Genomic DNA, 15,854 nt, shown 5'->3' on the forward strand with positions numbered 1-15,854 from the left:
AATTGGTGGGCGACGACCTGTTCGTCACCAACACCCGCATTCTTAAACAAGGCATCGAGCAGGGCATTGCCAACTCCATCCTTATCAAGATCAACCAGATCGGAACCCTGACCGAAACCTTTGCGGCCATCGAAATGGCCAAGCGTGCGGGTTACACGGCGGTTATCTCGCATCGTTCGGGCGAAACCGAAGACTCCACCATTGCCGACATCGCCGTGGCGACCAATGCCATGCAGATCAAAACCGGCTCGTTGTCGCGCTCTGATCGCATGGCAAAATATAATCAATTGCTGCGTATCGAAGAAGAGCTTGCCGACGTCGCCAGCTATCCCGGCCGCGACGCCTTCTACAATCTGCGTTAAAGTCCAGGCCGCCCGGCTACGGGCGTGTTTGTTTTAACTGGCCCCCACCGACCATGCGACTGCTACTGATTGTTCTGGTCCTGTTGACGGCATTCATCCAATACCCGTTGTGGCTTGGTAAAGGGGGCTGGATGCGGGTGCACGAGCTTCAGGAACAGATCGCGGCACAGAACGAGACCAATGATGCACTGGTCGCGCGAAACAATGCGCTGGCGGCCGAGGTGCAAGACTTGAAATCGGGCACGCAGGCGGTTGAAGAGCGGGCGCGCGGCGAAATGGGCATGGTCAAGGACGGCGAGATATTCGTTCAGCTTTTGGCGCCCAACGAAAAGCAACCCACTGTATCCCGTTCGCGACCTTCCGGTTCGCAAGGCGGCCGCTAGCCCTCGAAACAGCACAGCACGGTTCCACAGACGGCATCGTAGTCGGGTGGAACCGTGTTTTCGTTGGGACCGGACACCGGTGTGGCGGCAGGCTTGCCGCCGGCTTCGGAGGCTTTGCCAGCTGTGCTGAAAGCATCCGGGCCGTCGGGCGTATTGGTTTTTCCGGGCGATTCTTGTGCATTGGGCAAGTAAGATGGCAAGGAGTTTGTGGTGGCGCACCATAAGCCTGGGCATGAAGGGTTGTGGGCCGTTGCCGGGAGCGTGGGCGCTGTGTCGTCAGCCGGCACTACTTTGCTGCTGTGCCTGGGCCAGGCTACAGGATGAGACTGCATGGTCAATCGTAGAGTTTGCTGCATGGGTAGATAGCCACCCGCCAGCGCGGCTTGGGCATGCCTATGTGAACCCGTAGCCAACACGCCCATAAGCGCCCGCATGCCGGGAACCAGGGGTTCGTGCATATAGCTAAGATGCAGCACCAGACTGTTGGCATCGAAGATGGTGGCGCCTGATATAGGCCCCCGCCCTTCAAGCCAGCCTTGCTGCAAATAGCCTTGATGCTGTTCGGCCTGATAGTTGTTGTCGATGACGGCGAGCCCCGTTGCGCCGGCTACGGCGGCTTGGGAAGATGCGAAATCCTGGAAGACGGCAGTGTCGGGCGACACGATCCTGATTTGCCAGGCGGAAGCTCCGGTTGCCTCTTGGCGGCGTGCAAGCGTTTTCTGAAGCCGCTGCAAGGAGGTTTGTGTACCAGTGCGTGGGAACAGAGGCAGCAAGGCTTGTTCGAAGGCTTGTTCGATGGTGGCGGGACGCGCATGGTCGGTGATGCCGGCGCGGCCGGCTTCGAGCAGGGCAAGGCTTATGGCCTGTTTCACGAAGAACCATCGGCTGAGTTCGACCGCGCCCAGACCCACAAGCAGCATTGGTATGGCGACCAGAGTGAACTCGATGGCGCTGGCGCCGCATTGGCGGCCTGGCGCCACATGGCGGCTGAGCGTAGGCATGCACCAGTATGTGCCCGTGGCAGCCAGGCGTCGATTGTGGAAAGTGCGCGTGACTTACTTGCCCGCTGTGCCAGCGTTGCGCAGCCTGATGGCCGGCGCCGCAAGTATCTGCTTCTTAGTGGATGGAGCCGGCGTCGGTAGGGGGCGCGTCTTGGGGCTCAGTGAATAAGCGGGCGCAGTCGATGGCGTCGAACCGATAGGGTTTGCCGCAAAAATTACACGAGACATTGATTCGGTCTTGCTGCGACAGGATGTCTTCGATTTCTTCACGGCCCAGCATGCGCAGCATGTTGGCCACTCGCTCGCGGGTGCACGGACAGTGCCAGCGTACCGCCTGCGGGTCAAAGGACAGCAGCGTTTCTTCCCAGAACAAGCGGTGTATGAGCGTGTCGGTATCAAGGTGCAGCAGTTCGGCAGGCTCTAGCGTGCCGGCCAGAGCGATGGCGCGTTCCCAGGTGTCGTGGGGCGAGTCGATGGCGGGCTTGGAGCCGCCTTGCCCGGGCATGCGCTGCAACAACAGGCCTGCGGCCTGGTCGCTGTCGGCACTGAGCCAAAGGCGTGTGTCGAGCTGTTCGGAATTGCGCATATAGTGTTCAAGCACCTGCGCCACGCTGTCGCCTTCCAGGGGCACCACGCCCTGATACGGCTGCATGTCGGCATTTTTTCGTTGTGGGTCGAGCACGACGATGAAGCGGCCCTGTCCCTGGCTGTTCAGCAGGCTTTGCAGGTTGCCGTCCCGGGGTACGGCAAGCCCCTCACGCAAGCTGGCTGTGGCGCGGATGCTTAGATCGGAAGTGCATTCAACGACGATAAGCGAGATGGGACCATCGCCTTGCAATTGCAATACCAATGAACCATCGAACTTGATGTTGGTGGCCAGCAGCACGGCCGCGGCGGTAAGCTCGCCCAGCAATTTTTGCACGCAGGGCGGAAAGCTTTGATGTGCCAGGCCCGTGCGCCAGGAATCGCCGAGCTTGACGGCTTGTGCGCGCACGCTGTGATCTTCGAAAAGGTATTTTTTGAGTAAATCGCTCATGGGCTGATTTTAGTCGGAAAGCTTTTTAAGCCCGTCCCGGTATTCACGCGCTCGCAGCACGTAGGACTGGGTGTTTTCGTGCATGGAGCGGATTTCGTCTTCAGTGAGCTCGCGTATCACCTTGCCCACGCCCACCACCAATGAGTTATCCGGAATCTGCCTGCCCTCGGGAATGATGGCGCCGGCCCCAATGAGGCAATTGCGGCCGATATGGGCGTTATTCAGGACGATGGCTTGCATGCCGATGAGGGCGCCGTCGTCGATGGTACAGCCGTGCAGCATGGCCTGATGGCCGACGGTCACGTCTGCTCCGATAGTGAGCGGCACGCCGGTATCAACGTGCAGTACGCTGCTTTCCTGGATATTGCTGTTGCGGCCGATCTTGATGACGGCGTTATCGCCGCGTATGCTGACGTTGGACCAGATACTGACGCCCGCTTCCAGCACGACATGCCCGATGATGTCGGCGCTTTCGAAAATAAACGTGTCGTTGTCGATAATGGGAGCCAGCCCATTGAACTCATAAATGGCCATACAAACCCCAAGAGAAGAATGTTCTACACAGGGGATTGTATAGCGGCTGCTTCCGAAGGTACGCGCCAGAAGTTTCCAAGCCTGTCGACCTTGGCCTTTATGCCGGTTAGCCACCAGTCGCCGGCAAAGCGAGCCTGCGTGGCGGCCGGGTCTTTCCAGTAGCCCTGAAACAATGCTGGATCGGGATGCCCGTTGATGTCGTAGCGGTTGACAGCGAGCTCGCCGGCAACCTCGGCGGGGCAAGGCAGGCCTTTTGAGTCGAGTACGGTAACCAGATGACCGGGATACGGCCGCCCAATACTGCCGGCCATGGCGGGCCATTTGTTTTGGCTGTTGCCCACGATAAGCTGTGCTTCGGCAACGCCCAGCACGATGTTGGGCGCCTTGCCCAAATGCTGTTCACACCATCGATACAAGGTTTGGTTGTCATTGCCTGCGCCGTCAAAGGCGATGGCGCGCGGCGGCGTGGCGGGGGGGGCGGAAAGACTGGTGTCGTCGATCATCTGCGTTAATTGCGCCGCCGAAAAATAGGCGTGGGTGACGCTGTAGCGGTTGAGAATCTCGAACGCCCGCAAGCCCGAGAAGCGCCCGAGCGCGGCTACAACAGGGCACCCAAAATACAAGGCGGGAAGCAGTGCGGACATCAGGCCGGCGGCCGACATCCAGTCGACCGGGCTCCAGAACGCGCCCGCCATGGCGGGAAACCAGTTTTGGGAAGCCACAAAACCCGGCAAACTGCCGATAAGGGCGCCATGTGAAAGCAAAACGCCCCGCGATGTGTTGCTTCCTGAAGAACCGTAGAGCAGCAGTGCGGGCCGCGATGCGCTTAGAGGCAGCGGCTTGAATGAGTCGGGTTGCCGTGCCAGCAGCGTGCGCCACGGAATGATATTGTCGTGCTGGAACCCCAGGCCCACTATCTGAGATAGTTCGGGGTAATTGAGATGGGCCTGCAGTAAATCGGGACCCGCTATGGTGTCGACCAGGGCCACCCGGGCTTCGGCGTCTCGCATGCAAGCCTCGATGCCCCGGGCTTCAAGCGAGCTTGGAAGCGGCGTGGCCACGGCCCCCACGCTGAATATGGCCATGAAGCTCGCTACCGTTTCAGGCCGTTGTCCCATGGCGATGCCAACTCGGTCGCCAGGCTGCACACCCATGCGCAGCAGCCCGTTGGCCAGCCTGTTGCTGGTTTCGGACAAGCGGGAAAACGACCAGGCATCTACATTGCCAAGCTCGTCTTCGGTATAGATGGCGGTGCGCCGACCTTCATGCGAATTTTCAGCCCAGCGGTGCAGGCACGCCTGGGCGATATTAAATTGAGAAGGAACAAGCCACTGATAAGACGAGTACAGCTCCGCATATTGATCGTTCATTTTCGTGGGAATCAGCTTGGCAGATGATGGCGTGGATGTCCGACACCTTGCAAGCATGAACGACAAGCGGGTTCTGTGCAATCCCCCGCGTTTCAGAAAGTGTCGGTCCTAGGGTTTATACCGCCTTGGCTTGGTTGGTTATTTGCCTGTTTTGGCGTCGGTATGGATGAGGCGGGTACCTAGCAGACGGTCATGCAGGAACTGTCGGTCAGGGTCGATCCAGGTCCAGAAAAAGATGGTGAAGGGGGTGAACACGATCAGCAAGTCGGTGGAGCGATAGCCCGTAAGATGGGAGGCGCCTTGCACCAAGAGGGCGGCCAGCAACGGAATCGGCCAAAGCAACACATAGCGCAGCATCAGCCGCTTCAGCGTCGGAGTATGTCCGTTTTGGTCGACAAGGCGGATGTTCCAGGTTTTCATGGGCAAGGTTTGTCCACTGTAGCGCCAGCACATGATGAAGTACGCGCCGATGGCCAGAAACAGTACGCCTTGCCTAAGGCCCCGCAACGTGAGCCCGCTGCGGCTCTGTGTAAGGGTATCCAGGAGGTAGCCCGCCAGGAACACCACGGCGAACAGCAGGACTCCTTCGTACATCATGCTTGCAAAGAGACGCCAGCGGCTGGGGACAGCAGCGGTATGGCCCGTGCCGGGAAGGAAAGTGGTGTGAGGCATGCTGGAATGTCGAGCGAAAAGGGGTTTATGCGCGAAAACAGCGACGGGAACCCCGTATTATCCCGCATAAAGCAAAAAAGCCGCGTCAGCGGCTTTTTCAAGATCGGCAAACTTGGCCGATGGGGCCGCAGCATTGTGCGGCCTGGCAGGAAGCGGCGCTTAAGCGGCCGATTCGGCGTTGCGCTGCTGAACCTGGATGCCGGCTGCTTTCTTCGAGGAATTCAGTTTGACAAACAGATTCTTGAGAGCCTTGCCGGGCTTGAAGCGCAGCTGCTCTTCGATCGCCTCTTGCATCAATTGGCGTTCGAGTTCATCGGTAAGACGGATGTCGCTATTCAGGTGGATCATGATTGGCCTCTCTACATGAAATGAACGTTTCGTTCAGGGTTATCCCTATTATAGGGTTTTCCCTAGGCCAAAGCAAGTTTTTATGCTGCGGTGCGACAAGAGTGTTGCTTTTACTCTAAATCCCCGCGTGCCGGAGCTCTGCGATAGCCCGCTTCGACCATTTCGAAGCTGAACAGGCGGCAGTCCAAGGGGCCATTGTGCAGTGGCCGGCGACGCAACGGCTTCAATCGAATGCGCTGTGGAAGATCCAGATCGCTTGATATCACGTGCACCTGCCAACCGCTATAGTTACGTTTCAGGTTCTGGGACCATTCGAGCCAGATCTCGGGCTCTTCATTGGGCAGACGCTCTCCGTAAGGGGGGTTGGTAACGATCCAGCCGTGGGCGGCGGGCGGCTGCACTGTTCGAGCATCGCCAACTTCGAACCGGATGGTATCCGGGGTCAGCCAGGCGCGTTCGGCGTTTTGCCTGGCGGCGTCGATGGCGGCAGGGTCCAGGTCTACGCCCACCAGGGGCGCTTCCAGCCGGGTTGCGATACGGCTGCGGGCGTCGTCTTTCAGGTCGCGCCAATGGCGCTCATCGTGATTGCGCAGTCTTTCGAAACCGAACGGCCTCCAGATGCCGGCGGGCACGCCCAGGGCGATCCAGGCCGCTTCAATCAAAATGGTGCCGCTGCCGCAGAATGGGTCAAGCAGGGCCTCGGTGGGGTCCCAATCAGACAGTGCCAAGAGTCCGGCTGCCAGGTTTTCGCGTATGGGTGCTTCTCCTTTGTTCAGGCGCCATCCTCGCTTGAAAAGCGATTCTCCGGTGGTATCCAGGTAAAGCGTGGCGGTATCTTCGGTAAGGAAGAGATGAACGCGGGCGTCGGGACGAACCGTGTCAATGTCGGGTCGGCTGCCCTCGCGCATGCGCAGCCTGTCGCAGATTCCATCCTTGGCGCGCAGGTTGCAATACTGCAGGCTTTTCATGGGGCTGCGTATGGCGGAAGTGTCCACGCGCAAGGTTTGTTCAGCGCCGAACCATCGTTCCCATTCAGTGTTGCGCGCAAGCTCCAGGATGTCGTCCTCGTGCCGGATAGGGGCCTGCGAAACCTGGACCAGCACGCGCGTGGCCAAGCGCGAATACAGATTCACGCGCTGGATGCCTGTCCAGTCGGTTGTCAGCCGGCAGCCGGCGCGGTCTGCAACGGCATCCTCGAAACCCAGGGCCTGCAATTCGAGCGACAGGGCTTCTTCGAGCCCGTGCGGACAAGGTGTGAACACGGCGAAGAGTTCGGAGCGGCGGGCTCCCTGGCCGGCCGGCCGGCGCTCGCTGCGGGGACGTGTCTGAACCCTGCGAATTTCGGCGCCCTGTTCGGAAGCCGATGAAGGCTCTTCGGCGTGCTGTACGCTGGTGGCGGCTATCGGTGACCGCTGGATGTCAGCAGGTGGGGAAGCGACGCGTTTTTGGCTTTCGATCTCGCGCTGGGCCACATTGCGCGCGCGCCCTCCTGACCGCTTGCGCCTGGTTGCTTCGGGCGTTGAAGGAGCAAGAGGCTTCTTTTTCAGGGTCAGTGTCTTGCCGGAGTTTTTCGAGTCGGTCATGAATGTGTCAGGCAGTGCCTGGATTAAGCGGGTGAGAGCGGCGCAACACTACACTAGAACGGCCGTACGATGACCAAAACCAGAACAGCCAGCAGCAGGAGCACCGGGGCTTCGTTGAACCAGCGATAGAAGCGATGGCTGCGCGTATTGCGCCCAGCCTCGAATTTTTTCAACAGCCGGCCGCAGGCGTGGTGATAGCCGAGCAGCAACCCCACGCACAGCAGCTTGGCGTGCATCCAGCCCTGGCCCATGCCAAGGCCATAACCCAAGTACAGCCATAATCCCAACACCAGGGCCGGGATGGCCAATATGGTCATGAAACGATACAGCCGGCGCGCCATGCCCAGCAGTTGCTGCTGCACGGCGGGCTCGGCGGTTTGCGCCAGATTGACGTAGATGCGAGGCAGATAGAACAGGCCCGCGAACCACGAAATCACGAAAAGCAGATGAAACGACTTGATCCAGAGCATGAGATCAGCCGCGCAACTGCCCGTTGCCGGTTAGTACCCACTTGTAGGTGGTAAGGCCTTCAAGGCCCACCGGGCCGCGCGCATGCAGCCGGTTGGTTGAAATGCCGATTTCAGCGCCCAGCCCATATTCAAACCCATCGGCGAAGCAGGTGGGCAGATTGATATAAACCGAGCTGGAGTCGACATCGCGCTGAAAGCGCGTGGCTGCGGCCAGGTTCTCGGTGACAATGGATTCGGTGTGGCCGGAGCTGTAGCGTGTAATGTGCTCGATAGCCTGGTCGAGGCTATCGACGATCCGGATGGCCAGGATGGGTTCGAGATATTCTGTCTCCCAGTCTTCGTCGGTGGCGGTGACCACGTCGCTGAGCAATGCCTGGGTCTGCTCGCAGCCGCGCAGCTCGACGCCTTTGTCGCGCAAGGTGGCAGCCAGCCTGGGCAGAAGGGCGCCTGCGACATCGCGATGCACGAGCAGGGTTTCCATGGCGCCGCAAATGCCGAAGCGATAGGTTTTTGCGTTGACCGAAATATCGTGCGCCTTGTCCAGGTCGGCCGCTGCGTCGATATACACGTGGCAGTTGCCGTCAAGATGCTTGAGCAAGGGTACCTTGGCTTCGGCGGCCAGCCTGGCGATGAGGCCTTTGCCTCCGCGCGGAATAATGACGTCTATGTGGTCAGTGAGGGTGATGAGCTCTCCGACCAGGCCCCGGTCAGTGGTGTTGGCCACTTGCACCGCGTCCTGGGGCAGGCCCGCGTCGGCCAAGCCGGCCCGGATGATTTCACCCAAGGCCTGGTTTGAATGGAAGGCTTCGCTGCCGCCTCTCAATATAGTGGCATTGCCCGACTTCAAGCATAAGGCCGCGGCGTCGATTGTGACGTTGGGCCGCGATTCGTAGATGATGCCGATGACGCCAAGGGGAACGCGCATTTGGCCCACCCGCATGCCGTTCGGCCGGATGACGGAGGTGGACTGGATGCCGACCGGGTCTGGCATGGCGGCGATCTGCAGCAACCCCGCCGCCATGGTCTCCAGCGCCTTGTCGGACAGAGTGAGGCGGTCGAGCAGCGCGGCGGAAAGATTATTACTGCGTGCGGCGTCAAGATCTTTGGCGTTGGCGGCTTGAAGCGCCTGCTTGTCCGCCCGCAGGCGTTCCGCCATGGCGCGAAGGGCGATGGCTTTGGCGGAATCTGGGGCGCTCATCATCAGACGCGAAGCCGCGCGTGCGCGTTGGCCAAGCTCGAGCGCCGCGTCGTGTGCAGACTCTGAGAATGTCTGGGTGTCGTTGGAGCCAGGACTGTTCATATTGCAACTCTGTAAGAAAAAGCGGGCGTCGCCAACCGGCGGCCCACATTCGAAAAGGCGATGCGTCCATTGTAATGGGACTTGGCGCCGACGGCGTCAGTTGGCCTTGGCTGCTCGCGGTGTGGCGACGCGCAGCACCAAGCGGGCCAGCTCTTCCCAGGGGTCGTCGAGCCGGCCGACTGCGGCCAGCCCTTTGATGATGCGATCGACATCATGGGCATGCTGCACCGCAATGGGCCAAAGCCCCGCCGGTAGACGGCGTAGCGCCTGCCGCAGTAGTTGCTCACGCGGGCCGAACACCCTCTGCTGGCGCATGGCGCCGGCCAAGTCGCGCCCTTCGGCTTGAATGGCGGCCAGCCTGGCCAACAGACGGATTTCGTCGCCCACCGCCCACAGCACCAGCGGCAGCCCTTCGCCCTCGGCGCGCAGGCCGGCGAGTATGCGCAAGGCCCGGTCGGCCTGACCCGACAGCATGGCATCGCGCAATCCGAACACATCATAGCGGGCCACATTGAGCACCGCCTGCCTGACCTCGTCGGAATCAATGGGCCCCTCAGGGTAGAGCAGCCCCAGCTTCAGGATTTCTTGATGGGCGGCGAGCAGATTGCCCTCGACCTTGTCCGACATCCATTCCAGGCATTCCGGCTCAAGGCGCTGGCCTTGCCGCGCCATGCGCTGCTGGATCCATTGGGGCAGTTGCCGGCGTCCGATGGTGGGGATTTCAATGAAGTGGCCTGCCTGTTGCAGCGCCGTGGCCCATTTGGTGGAACGGGTGGCGCGATCCAGCCGGGGCAGGCTTATCGTGAGCATGGTGTCCGGCAGGCCGCCGCTGGTGAACAGCTGCGCAAGCCCGGCCAGGGTGTCGCCGCCGGTCTTGCCGGGCTTGCCGCCGGGAATCTTAAGTTCTATGAGACGCCGGTCTCCGAACAGCGAGACGTTCTGGGTGGCTCCCAGAACGGCCGACCAATCGCTGCGCGCATCCATGACCAGGCTGGTGCGTTCGACATAGCCTGCTTGGCCCGCAAGGGCGCGCAAGCCGTCGAGCGCTTCGATGACCAGCAATGGCTCATCGCCTGAAACAATGTATAGGCCATCGAGGCTTTTGCCCCCCTGCCGTGCCTGTTCGAGCCGTTGCAACAGGCCGTCGATGTCGAGCCCGCGTGTCATGCGACTTTCCTTTCAGTTGGACCCCGCCTAGTTGGTCGGGATCATGCCGGGTCTGGGCATGGGGGTGAGGTCGGGAGAGGGCATCATGTCGTCAGCCGGAGCATCCGGAGCTGCGGGAGCGATAGTGCCGGGTTCGGTTTCTGGAGCGATTGTTTCGCGCTCTTCGAATGCCTGGGCGACTTCGGGCGATGTCAGGCGTCGCACGATGCGGTCGATCAGGCTGCGTTGCATTTCCTGGAACAGCGAACCGATTTCGCCCTGTTTGGCCTGCAAGGCGTCGGGGTCGTAGGGTACTTCGCGGGTTGAGCGCAGAGTCGTGGGCGGCAGCAGTACTCTTCCTTGAGCGTCAGTAAGCTGGAAGACGAAAACAAGATTGAGTTCGTACTCTTCAACGCGGCCATCGGGGCCAATGGCGATTTCACGCATCGAACGCTGCAGCGAGAGCTGTGTGAGCCGGGCTTCCGCCTGAGTGACGTCGTCAACGAAACGCGTATTGGGCGATGTAGCTACGATCAGGCGGCGCAGATCGGCGCCGAACAGGGAGTTCTCGGCGATGTTGGTATAAAGCGTATCGAAGGGCAGCGGCGAGACTCCCTTGAGCCGAAAGCCACAGGCCGCCAGAACAGCGAGCAGCAGCACGCAGGCCAGCCCGCGCAACCCCAGGCGGGAAGAGATCGAAAAGGGGCGGAGCGCAGGCAGGTGCATGAATTTATCCGACGACGTTAACGAGTTTTCCGGGAACCACGATAACCCGTTTGACCGGACGGCCTTCAAGGAAACGGGCGACGGCCTCGTGGCCGGCCGCCTGTTGCTCGATCTCGGGTTTGGCTGTGCCATTTGCCACCATGATGGAGCCACGCAGCTTGCCGTTGATCTGAAGCATGAGTTCGACTTCGTCAGCGATCAGGGCGGCTTCGTCCATCTCGGGCCAGGGAGCATCGAGCATGTCGCCGAGCCGCTCGGTATAGCCCAGGTCGCGCCAGAGCTGCCAAGTGATGTGCGGTACGACAGGGTACAGCACACGCAGCAATATACCTAGCGCGTCGGCCATTCCCTGGCGGGCAATGACGGTGTCGGGCAGCGTGGCCGACTCGAGCGTGTTGAGCATCTTCATGCATGCCGAGACGACGGTGTTGTAGTGGATGCGCTGGTAATCGTAGTCGGCCTGTTTGAGCTGGCCGTAGATTTCGCGGCGCAGGGCCTTGGTGGCCGCGTCGGCGGCAGACCAATCTGGCGTGTTGTTGTCGACGCTGGCGATAAACGCTTGCTGCGACTGGCCGAAGGCCCAGAGCCGGCGCAGAAAGCGGTGTGCGCCGTCGACGCCGGAGTCGGACCATTCCAGTGTCTGCTCGGGTGGGCTGGCGAACATCACGAACAGGCGGGCCGTGTCGGCGCCCATGGAATCGATCAAGGATTGGGGGTCGACGCCGTTGTTCTTGGACTTGGACATCGTGCCGATGCCGCCGTACTGTACCTCGGAGCCGTCGGCGCGCAGGCGGGCGCCCACAACGACGCCTTTGTCGTCGTGGATGTCGTCGACCTCTTCCGGCCAGAAATACTCGACGCCGCCTTGGGCGTTCTTGCGCGAATAGATATGGTTCAGCACCATCCCCTGGCACAGCAGGCGGGTAAACGGTTCGTCGAAATTGACCAGGCCCAGGTCGCGCATGACACGGGTCCAGAAGCGCGCATACAGCAAGTGCAACACGGCGTGCTCGATACCGCCGATGTACTGGTCCATGGGCATCCAGTAGTCGTTGCGCTGGTCGACCATGGCTTGGTCGTTATCGGGCGAGGTGTAGCGCATGAAATACCAGGACGAATCCACAAAGGTGTCCATGGTGTCGGTTTCACGCCGTGCCGGCTTGCCGCAGCTGGGGCACGAGCACGACAGAAAGGCGTCGTGCTTGTTCAGGGGGTTGCCGCTACCGTCGGGAATGAGATCGTCGGGCAATACTACCGGCAGGTCTTGTTCGGGCACCGGAACCGGGCCGCAGTCTTCGCAGTGGATGATGGGAATGGGGGTGCCCCAATAGCGCTGGCGCGAAACCCCCCAGTCGCGCAGGCGCCAGGTGGTCTGCTTTTCGCCAAGCCCTTTGGCGGCCAGGTCGGCTGCGACGGCATCGACCGTGGCCTGGTGATCGAGGCCGTCGTATTTGCCGGAGTTGACGGTGCGGGCTTGCTGCTTTTCGCCGTACCATTCCTGCCAGGCGTCGGTCGAGAAGACCTTGTCCTTGTGTGCGATGACGTCCTTGATGGGCAGATCGTATTTTTTGGCGAAGGCGAAGTCGCGCTCGTCATGCGCCGGCACCCCCATGACGGCGCCGTCGCCGTAGCTCATGAGCACGTAGTTGCCCACCCAGACATCGATCTGCTCGCCGGTAAGCGGATGGGTCACCGCCAGGCCGGTGCGCATGCCTTCTTTTTCGCGCGTGGCCATTTCGGCCTCGGTCGTGCCGCCCTGCTTGCAGGCTTCGATGAAGGCGGAAAGCGCCGGGTTGCCGCGAGCCGCCTGGGTGGCCAAGGGATGTTCGGGCGCGACGGCGCAAAAGGTGACCCCCATGATGGTGTCGGCACGGGTGGTGAAGACATGCATGCGGCCGTCTTGAATAAGGCTGCCTTGGTCATCGTGGATGTCATGGGTAAAGGCGAAGCGCACACCCTCGCTTTTACCTATCCAGTTCTCTTGCATCAGGCGCACGCGTTCGGGCCAGCCGGGCAGGCCGTTTTGCACTTGCTCGAGCAGCTCTTCGGCATAGTCGGTGATGCGCAGGTAGTAGCCTGGTATTTCACGTTTCTCGACCGGTGCGCCCGAGCGCCAGCCGCGTCCGTCGATGACCTGCTCGTTGGCCAGCACGGTTTGATCGACCGGGTCCCAATTGACAACCTGGGTCTTGCGATAGGCAATGCCTTTTTCTAGCATCTTGAGGAACAGCCATTGGTTCCACTTGTAATACTTGGGATCGCAGGCGCACATCTCGCGCGACCAATCGATGGCCAGCCCCATCGCCTGCATTTGCTTCTTCATGTAGGCAATGTTGTCGTAGGTCCATTTGGCGGGCGGCACCTTGGACTTGATGGCGGCGTTTTCGGCGGGCATGCCGAAGGCGTCCCAACCCATGGGCATCAGTACGTTGTATCCCCGCATCCGAAGTTGCCGCGCCATCATGTCGTTGATGGTGTAGTTGCGCACGTGGCCCATGTGCAGCTTACCGCTGGGGTAGGGCAGCATCGAGCAGGCGTAGAACTTGGGCTTGGGCTTGCCGTCGGCGCCGACGGCGTCTTCGGTGACACGATAGGCGTCGCGCGCCTGCCAATCTTCGCGGGCTGTTGCTTCGACGGCGGCGGGGTTGTAGCGTTCCTGCATGGATTCGGTTTCTTTATCTGGGGTTTGATGCAAACTTTGCATTATAAGACGCTTGGCCGGCATCCACATGCAGGCCGTGCATCATCGAGCTGGGCCGATCAGGGGCCGTAAACCAAAATGCCCCGCTCGGGGCGGGGCATTTACGGGGTACGGCGCTGCGTCGATTAACGAAGTTTGGTCTCTTTGTATTCGACGTGCTTGCGAGCAACGGGATCAAATTTCTTGATCAGCATTTTCTCGGGCATGTTGCGTTTGTTTTTGGTGGTCGTGTAGAAGTGACCAGTGCCAGCTGTGGATTCGAGTTTGATCTTCTCGCGAATGCCTTTAGCCATAATGTGCTCCTGAGTATGGGTTTACCGGTGCGGCGAACTTAAACCGCTTGACCGCGGGCGCGCAGGTCGGCCAAGACGGACTCAATGCCGTTCTTGTCGATGGTGCGGATGGCGCTGGCCGAAACACGCAGGCGAACCCAACGGTTTTCGCTTTCGATCCAGAACCGGCGCGATTGCAGGTTTGGCAAAAAGCGGCGCTTGGTTTTGTTGTTTGCGTGCGAAACATTGTTGCCCGTGCGTGGGCCCTTGCCGGTAACTTGGCATACGCGTGCCATGATCATACCCCTTAGAAAATCTAATAAACCATCTATTCTATAACGAAAATGGCCTTGTTATCAAGCAGTACGCCTGGTGTACCGCAGCAGCGTGCGCGCTTGGGGCCCACATTTCTATTTAGACTTGACGGCAGAGCGCCGGGCGGCGAACCCGAACAGCCACGAAAGAGCCACGCACGCAGCCAGAATACCGGTCAGCGGCAGGGCGGTACTGGATTGCCAGTGGCTGATGCCGATGCCCGCCGCGGCGCCGCTGACCATCTGCACCGTGCCCATCATGGCCGAGGCAACGCCCAGGCGGTGGCCCTGACGCGAGAGCGCCAAGGCGGCTGCGTTTGGGTTGACGAAGCCCTGGCTGCCCATGAAGCCCATAAGGCACAGCATCAGCAAAGGCAAAGGCAGCCATCCCGCGAGGGTCAGCGCCAGGCCGATCATTGTCGCCACCACTGCGGCGGTCTGCGCCAGCTTGAGAAGCTTTTCGGGCGGATGACGGTCGAGCAGGCGGGCGCTGAACTGTGATGCCGCAATCAGCGAGAAGGCGCCCAGGCCGAACACGAAGCCGAAGTAGCGTGGTTCGACCCCGTAGATGTTGATCAGGATGCGGGACGAGCCGGATATGAAAGTAAAGATACCCGCACCACCCAGGCCTCCGGCAAGCGCATAGAAAATGAACTGGCGGTCGCGTAGCAGGCTCCAATAGTTCCGAGCTATCGTAAGCGCATGTAGCGGTACGACTTTTTCCGGCGGCAAAGTCTCTCGCATGTTGCGTGCGGTGAAAATCAGCAAAAGAATGCCAACCAACGCCATGATGCCGAAGATGCCCCGCCATCCGACGATGTACAGCACCTGTCCGCCTAAGATGGGGCCAAGTATGGGGGTGACACCCATGATCAGCAGAAGCAGCGATAGCGCCTTGGCTGCGTCGCGCGTGTCGAGGTTGTCGCGCACCACCGCCCGAGGCACGACCATGCCGGCGGCGCCGCCCAAGGCCTGCACGACACGCCATAAGTTCAGGTGTTCGATATCGGTGCTGAAAGCGCAGCCCACCGACGCGACGGTGAAGAGGGCCAGCCCGAATAGCAACGGCGGCTTGCGGCCATAGCGGTCAGCCAGCGGCCCATAAATAATCTGGGCTGCGGCCAGGCCAACCAAATAGCTCGCCAGGGTGCGTTCGACTTCTCCTTGCGTGGCTCCCAAGCCGTCTACCATGTACGGAAAGGAAGGCAGGTACATGTCGATGGCCAGGGGACCCAAGGCGGTGAGGGCGCCCATCAGCCACAGCCAGCCCGGCACGGTGCGGGTCAATTGTCTGGAAGACATGAAACAACGGGCAGGTTGGCCCGGAAAAAGCGAAGCCTGTAGTCTAACAGTGATCGTGATGTTGCCTTCGCTTGATGGCATTGTTTTTCCGCCTTCAAAGACGGCAAGTCGCCGAAGGCGTGTGCCTTGGGCGGCGTTTGGTGATAAATTGTCGAGCGAACCGCCCGGTTTGTATGGTTGCAGGGATCAAGACGCAGCTTGCTGCTGGAGCTTGCAATAACCCACAACAAAATATCAGGGGTTTTCACCATTCCGCCGGATCTTCGATTTCAGCTAAGTATGTATAGGGGGTTGAGAACGTGAGTGCTGTACTGTCTTTAGTGGAAAAAAAACT

The 15,854-nt window shown here is 60.4% G+C and carries 16 protein-coding genes and 1 pseudogene; 2 read left to right on the forward strand and 15 right to left on the reverse strand.

The annotated features are described in order from the left end of the window. Together eno and ftsB are read left to right on the forward strand one after the other, a co-directional pair. Nucleotides 1–362: pseudogene (eno, locus tag ACIY1O_RS15265) on the forward strand (phosphopyruvate hydratase); the annotation flags it as partial. A 53-nt stretch (nucleotides 363–415) separates the two neighbouring features. Then, complete coding sequence (ftsB, locus tag ACIY1O_RS15270; RefSeq protein ID WP_397475957.1) at nucleotides 416–745, forward strand: cell division protein FtsB; 330 nt, start codon at nucleotides 416–418, stop codon at nucleotides 743–745. On the opposite strand, the gene ACIY1O_RS15275 is transcribed toward ftsB, so the two are convergent. From ACIY1O_RS15275 to ACIY1O_RS15345, 15 genes are all read right to left on the reverse strand, one after another. Then, nucleotides 742–1,746, reverse strand: coding sequence for a TadE/TadG family type IV pilus assembly protein (locus ACIY1O_RS15275; protein WP_397475958.1), 1,005 nt, complete (start codon nucleotides 1,744–1,746; stop codon nucleotides 742–744). The genes ftsB and ACIY1O_RS15275 overlap by 4 nt on opposite strands. Nucleotides 1,747–1,861: 115 nt before the next feature. Continuing rightward, nucleotides 1,862–2,782 carry an Hsp33 family molecular chaperone HslO gene (gene hslO, locus ACIY1O_RS15280; protein ID WP_397475959.1) on the reverse strand — a complete coding sequence of 307 codons (921 nt, stop codon included), beginning with the start codon at nucleotides 2,780–2,782 and terminating at the stop codon, nucleotides 1,862–1,864. 9 nt (nucleotides 2,783–2,791) lie between these two features. Then, a complete protein-coding gene (locus ACIY1O_RS15285) occupies nucleotides 2,792–3,316 on the reverse strand; it encodes a gamma carbonic anhydrase family protein (protein WP_397475960.1) in 525 nt (174 codons plus the stop codon). Between the two features lie 23 nt (nucleotides 3,317–3,339). Next, nucleotides 3,340–4,686, reverse strand: a complete 1,347-nt coding sequence (locus tag ACIY1O_RS15290; RefSeq protein ID WP_397475961.1) for an AMP-binding protein — start codon at nucleotides 4,684–4,686, stop codon at nucleotides 3,340–3,342. Nucleotides 4,687–4,824: 138 nt separating this feature from the next. Further along, a complete protein-coding gene (locus ACIY1O_RS15295; protein ID WP_397475962.1) occupies nucleotides 4,825–5,358 on the reverse strand; it encodes an RDD family protein in 534 nt (177 codons plus the stop codon). A 159-nt stretch (nucleotides 5,359–5,517) separates the two neighbouring features. Continuing rightward, nucleotides 5,518–5,706, reverse strand: coding sequence for a hypothetical protein (locus ACIY1O_RS15300; protein WP_397475963.1), 189 nt, complete (start codon nucleotides 5,704–5,706; stop codon nucleotides 5,518–5,520). A 110-nt stretch (nucleotides 5,707–5,816) separates the two neighbouring features. Then, nucleotides 5,817–7,289 carry a THUMP domain-containing class I SAM-dependent RNA methyltransferase gene (locus ACIY1O_RS15305; RefSeq protein ID WP_397475964.1) on the reverse strand — a complete coding sequence of 491 codons (1,473 nt, stop codon included), beginning with the start codon at nucleotides 7,287–7,289 and terminating at the stop codon, nucleotides 5,817–5,819. Nucleotides 7,290–7,342: 53 nt separating this feature from the next. After that, the gene (locus ACIY1O_RS15310; protein ID WP_397475965.1) at nucleotides 7,343–7,759 is read right to left on the reverse strand and encodes a CopD family protein; all 417 of its coding nucleotides are present in this window, start codon (nucleotides 7,757–7,759) and stop codon (nucleotides 7,343–7,345) included. 4 nt (nucleotides 7,760–7,763) lie between these two features. Next, nucleotides 7,764–9,059 (reverse strand): glutamate-5-semialdehyde dehydrogenase, encoded by a 1,296-nt coding sequence (locus tag ACIY1O_RS15315; RefSeq protein ID WP_397475966.1) that lies wholly within the window; start codon nucleotides 9,057–9,059, stop codon nucleotides 7,764–7,766. A gap of 96 nt (nucleotides 9,060–9,155) precedes the next feature. Then, entirely contained in the window at nucleotides 9,156–10,226 is a 1,071-nt protein-coding gene (holA, locus tag ACIY1O_RS15320) for a DNA polymerase III subunit delta (RefSeq protein WP_397475967.1), read from the reverse strand. A gap of 27 nt (nucleotides 10,227–10,253) precedes the next feature. Beyond that, entirely contained in the window at nucleotides 10,254–10,931 is a 678-nt protein-coding gene (locus tag ACIY1O_RS15325) for an LPS-assembly lipoprotein LptE (RefSeq protein WP_397475968.1), read from the reverse strand. A 4-nt stretch (nucleotides 10,932–10,935) separates the two neighbouring features. Beyond that, complete coding sequence (gene leuS, locus ACIY1O_RS15330) at nucleotides 10,936–13,593, reverse strand: leucine--tRNA ligase (RefSeq protein WP_397475983.1); 2,658 nt, start codon at nucleotides 13,591–13,593, stop codon at nucleotides 10,936–10,938. A gap of 164 nt (nucleotides 13,594–13,757) precedes the next feature. After that, nucleotides 13,758–13,925 (reverse strand): 50S ribosomal protein L33, encoded by a 168-nt coding sequence (gene rpmG, locus ACIY1O_RS15335; RefSeq protein WP_301115899.1) that lies wholly within the window; start codon nucleotides 13,923–13,925, stop codon nucleotides 13,758–13,760. Between the two features lie 38 nt (nucleotides 13,926–13,963). After that, nucleotides 13,964–14,200, reverse strand: a complete 237-nt coding sequence (gene rpmB, locus ACIY1O_RS15340; RefSeq protein ID WP_397475969.1) for a 50S ribosomal protein L28 — start codon at nucleotides 14,198–14,200, stop codon at nucleotides 13,964–13,966. 114 nt (nucleotides 14,201–14,314) lie between these two features. After that, on the reverse strand, nucleotides 14,315–15,520 hold the full coding sequence (locus ACIY1O_RS15345; protein ID WP_397475970.1) for a multidrug effflux MFS transporter: 1,206 nt from the start codon (nucleotides 15,518–15,520) through the stop codon (nucleotides 14,315–14,317). Between the last annotated feature and the right edge of the window lie 334 nt (nucleotides 15,521–15,854).

The sequence above is a fragment of the Pusillimonas sp. genome, assembly GCF_044464525.1.
In the GTDB taxonomy this organism is placed as follows: Bacteria; Pseudomonadota; Gammaproteobacteria; order Burkholderiales; family Burkholderiaceae_B; genus Pusillimonas.

Bases quoted from the DNA above. Each gene is read 5' to 3' on its own strand.
- ftsB (WP_397475957.1), top strand. From the start codon at position 416: ATGCGACTGCTACTGATTGTTCTGGTCCTGTTGACGGCATTCATCCAA.
- ACIY1O_RS15275 (WP_397475958.1), bottom strand. From the start codon at position 1,746: ATGCCTACGCTCAGCCGCCATGTGGCGCCAGGCCGCCAATGCGGCGCC.
- hslO (WP_397475959.1), bottom strand. From the start codon at position 2,782: ATGAGCGATTTACTCAAAAAATACCTTTTCGAAGATCACAGCGTGCGC.
- ACIY1O_RS15285 (WP_397475960.1), bottom strand. From the start codon at position 3,316: ATGGCCATTTATGAGTTCAATGGGCTGGCTCCCATTATCGACAACGAC.
- ACIY1O_RS15290 (WP_397475961.1), bottom strand. From the start codon at position 4,686: ATGAACGATCAATATGCGGAGCTGTACTCGTCTTATCAGTGGCTTGTT.
- ACIY1O_RS15295 (WP_397475962.1), bottom strand. From the start codon at position 5,358: ATGCCTCACACCACTTTCCTTCCCGGCACGGGCCATACCGCTGCTGTC.
- ACIY1O_RS15300 (WP_397475963.1), bottom strand. From the start codon at position 5,706: ATGATCCACCTGAATAGCGACATCCGTCTTACCGATGAACTCGAACGC.
- ACIY1O_RS15305 (WP_397475964.1), bottom strand. From the start codon at position 7,289: ATGACCGACTCGAAAAACTCCGGCAAGACACTGACCCTGAAAAAGAAG.
- ACIY1O_RS15310 (WP_397475965.1), bottom strand. From the start codon at position 7,759: ATGCTCTGGATCAAGTCGTTTCATCTGCTTTTCGTGATTTCGTGGTTC.
- ACIY1O_RS15315 (WP_397475966.1), bottom strand. From the start codon at position 9,059: ATGAACAGTCCTGGCTCCAACGACACCCAGACATTCTCAGAGTCTGCA.
- holA (WP_397475967.1), bottom strand. From the start codon at position 10,226: ATGACACGCGGGCTCGACATCGACGGCCTGTTGCAACGGCTCGAACAG.
- ACIY1O_RS15325 (WP_397475968.1), bottom strand. From the start codon at position 10,931: ATGCACCTGCCTGCGCTCCGCCCCTTTTCGATCTCTTCCCGCCTGGGG.
- leuS (WP_397475983.1), bottom strand. From the start codon at position 13,593: ATGCAGGAACGCTACAACCCCGCCGCCGTCGAAGCAACAGCCCGCGAA.
- rpmG (WP_301115899.1), bottom strand. From the start codon at position 13,925: ATGGCTAAAGGCATTCGCGAGAAGATCAAACTCGAATCCACAGCTGGC.
- rpmB (WP_397475969.1), bottom strand. From the start codon at position 14,200: ATGGCACGCGTATGCCAAGTTACCGGCAAGGGCCCACGCACGGGCAAC.
- ACIY1O_RS15345 (WP_397475970.1), bottom strand. From the start codon at position 15,520: ATGTCTTCCAGACAATTGACCCGCACCGTGCCGGGCTGGCTGTGGCTG.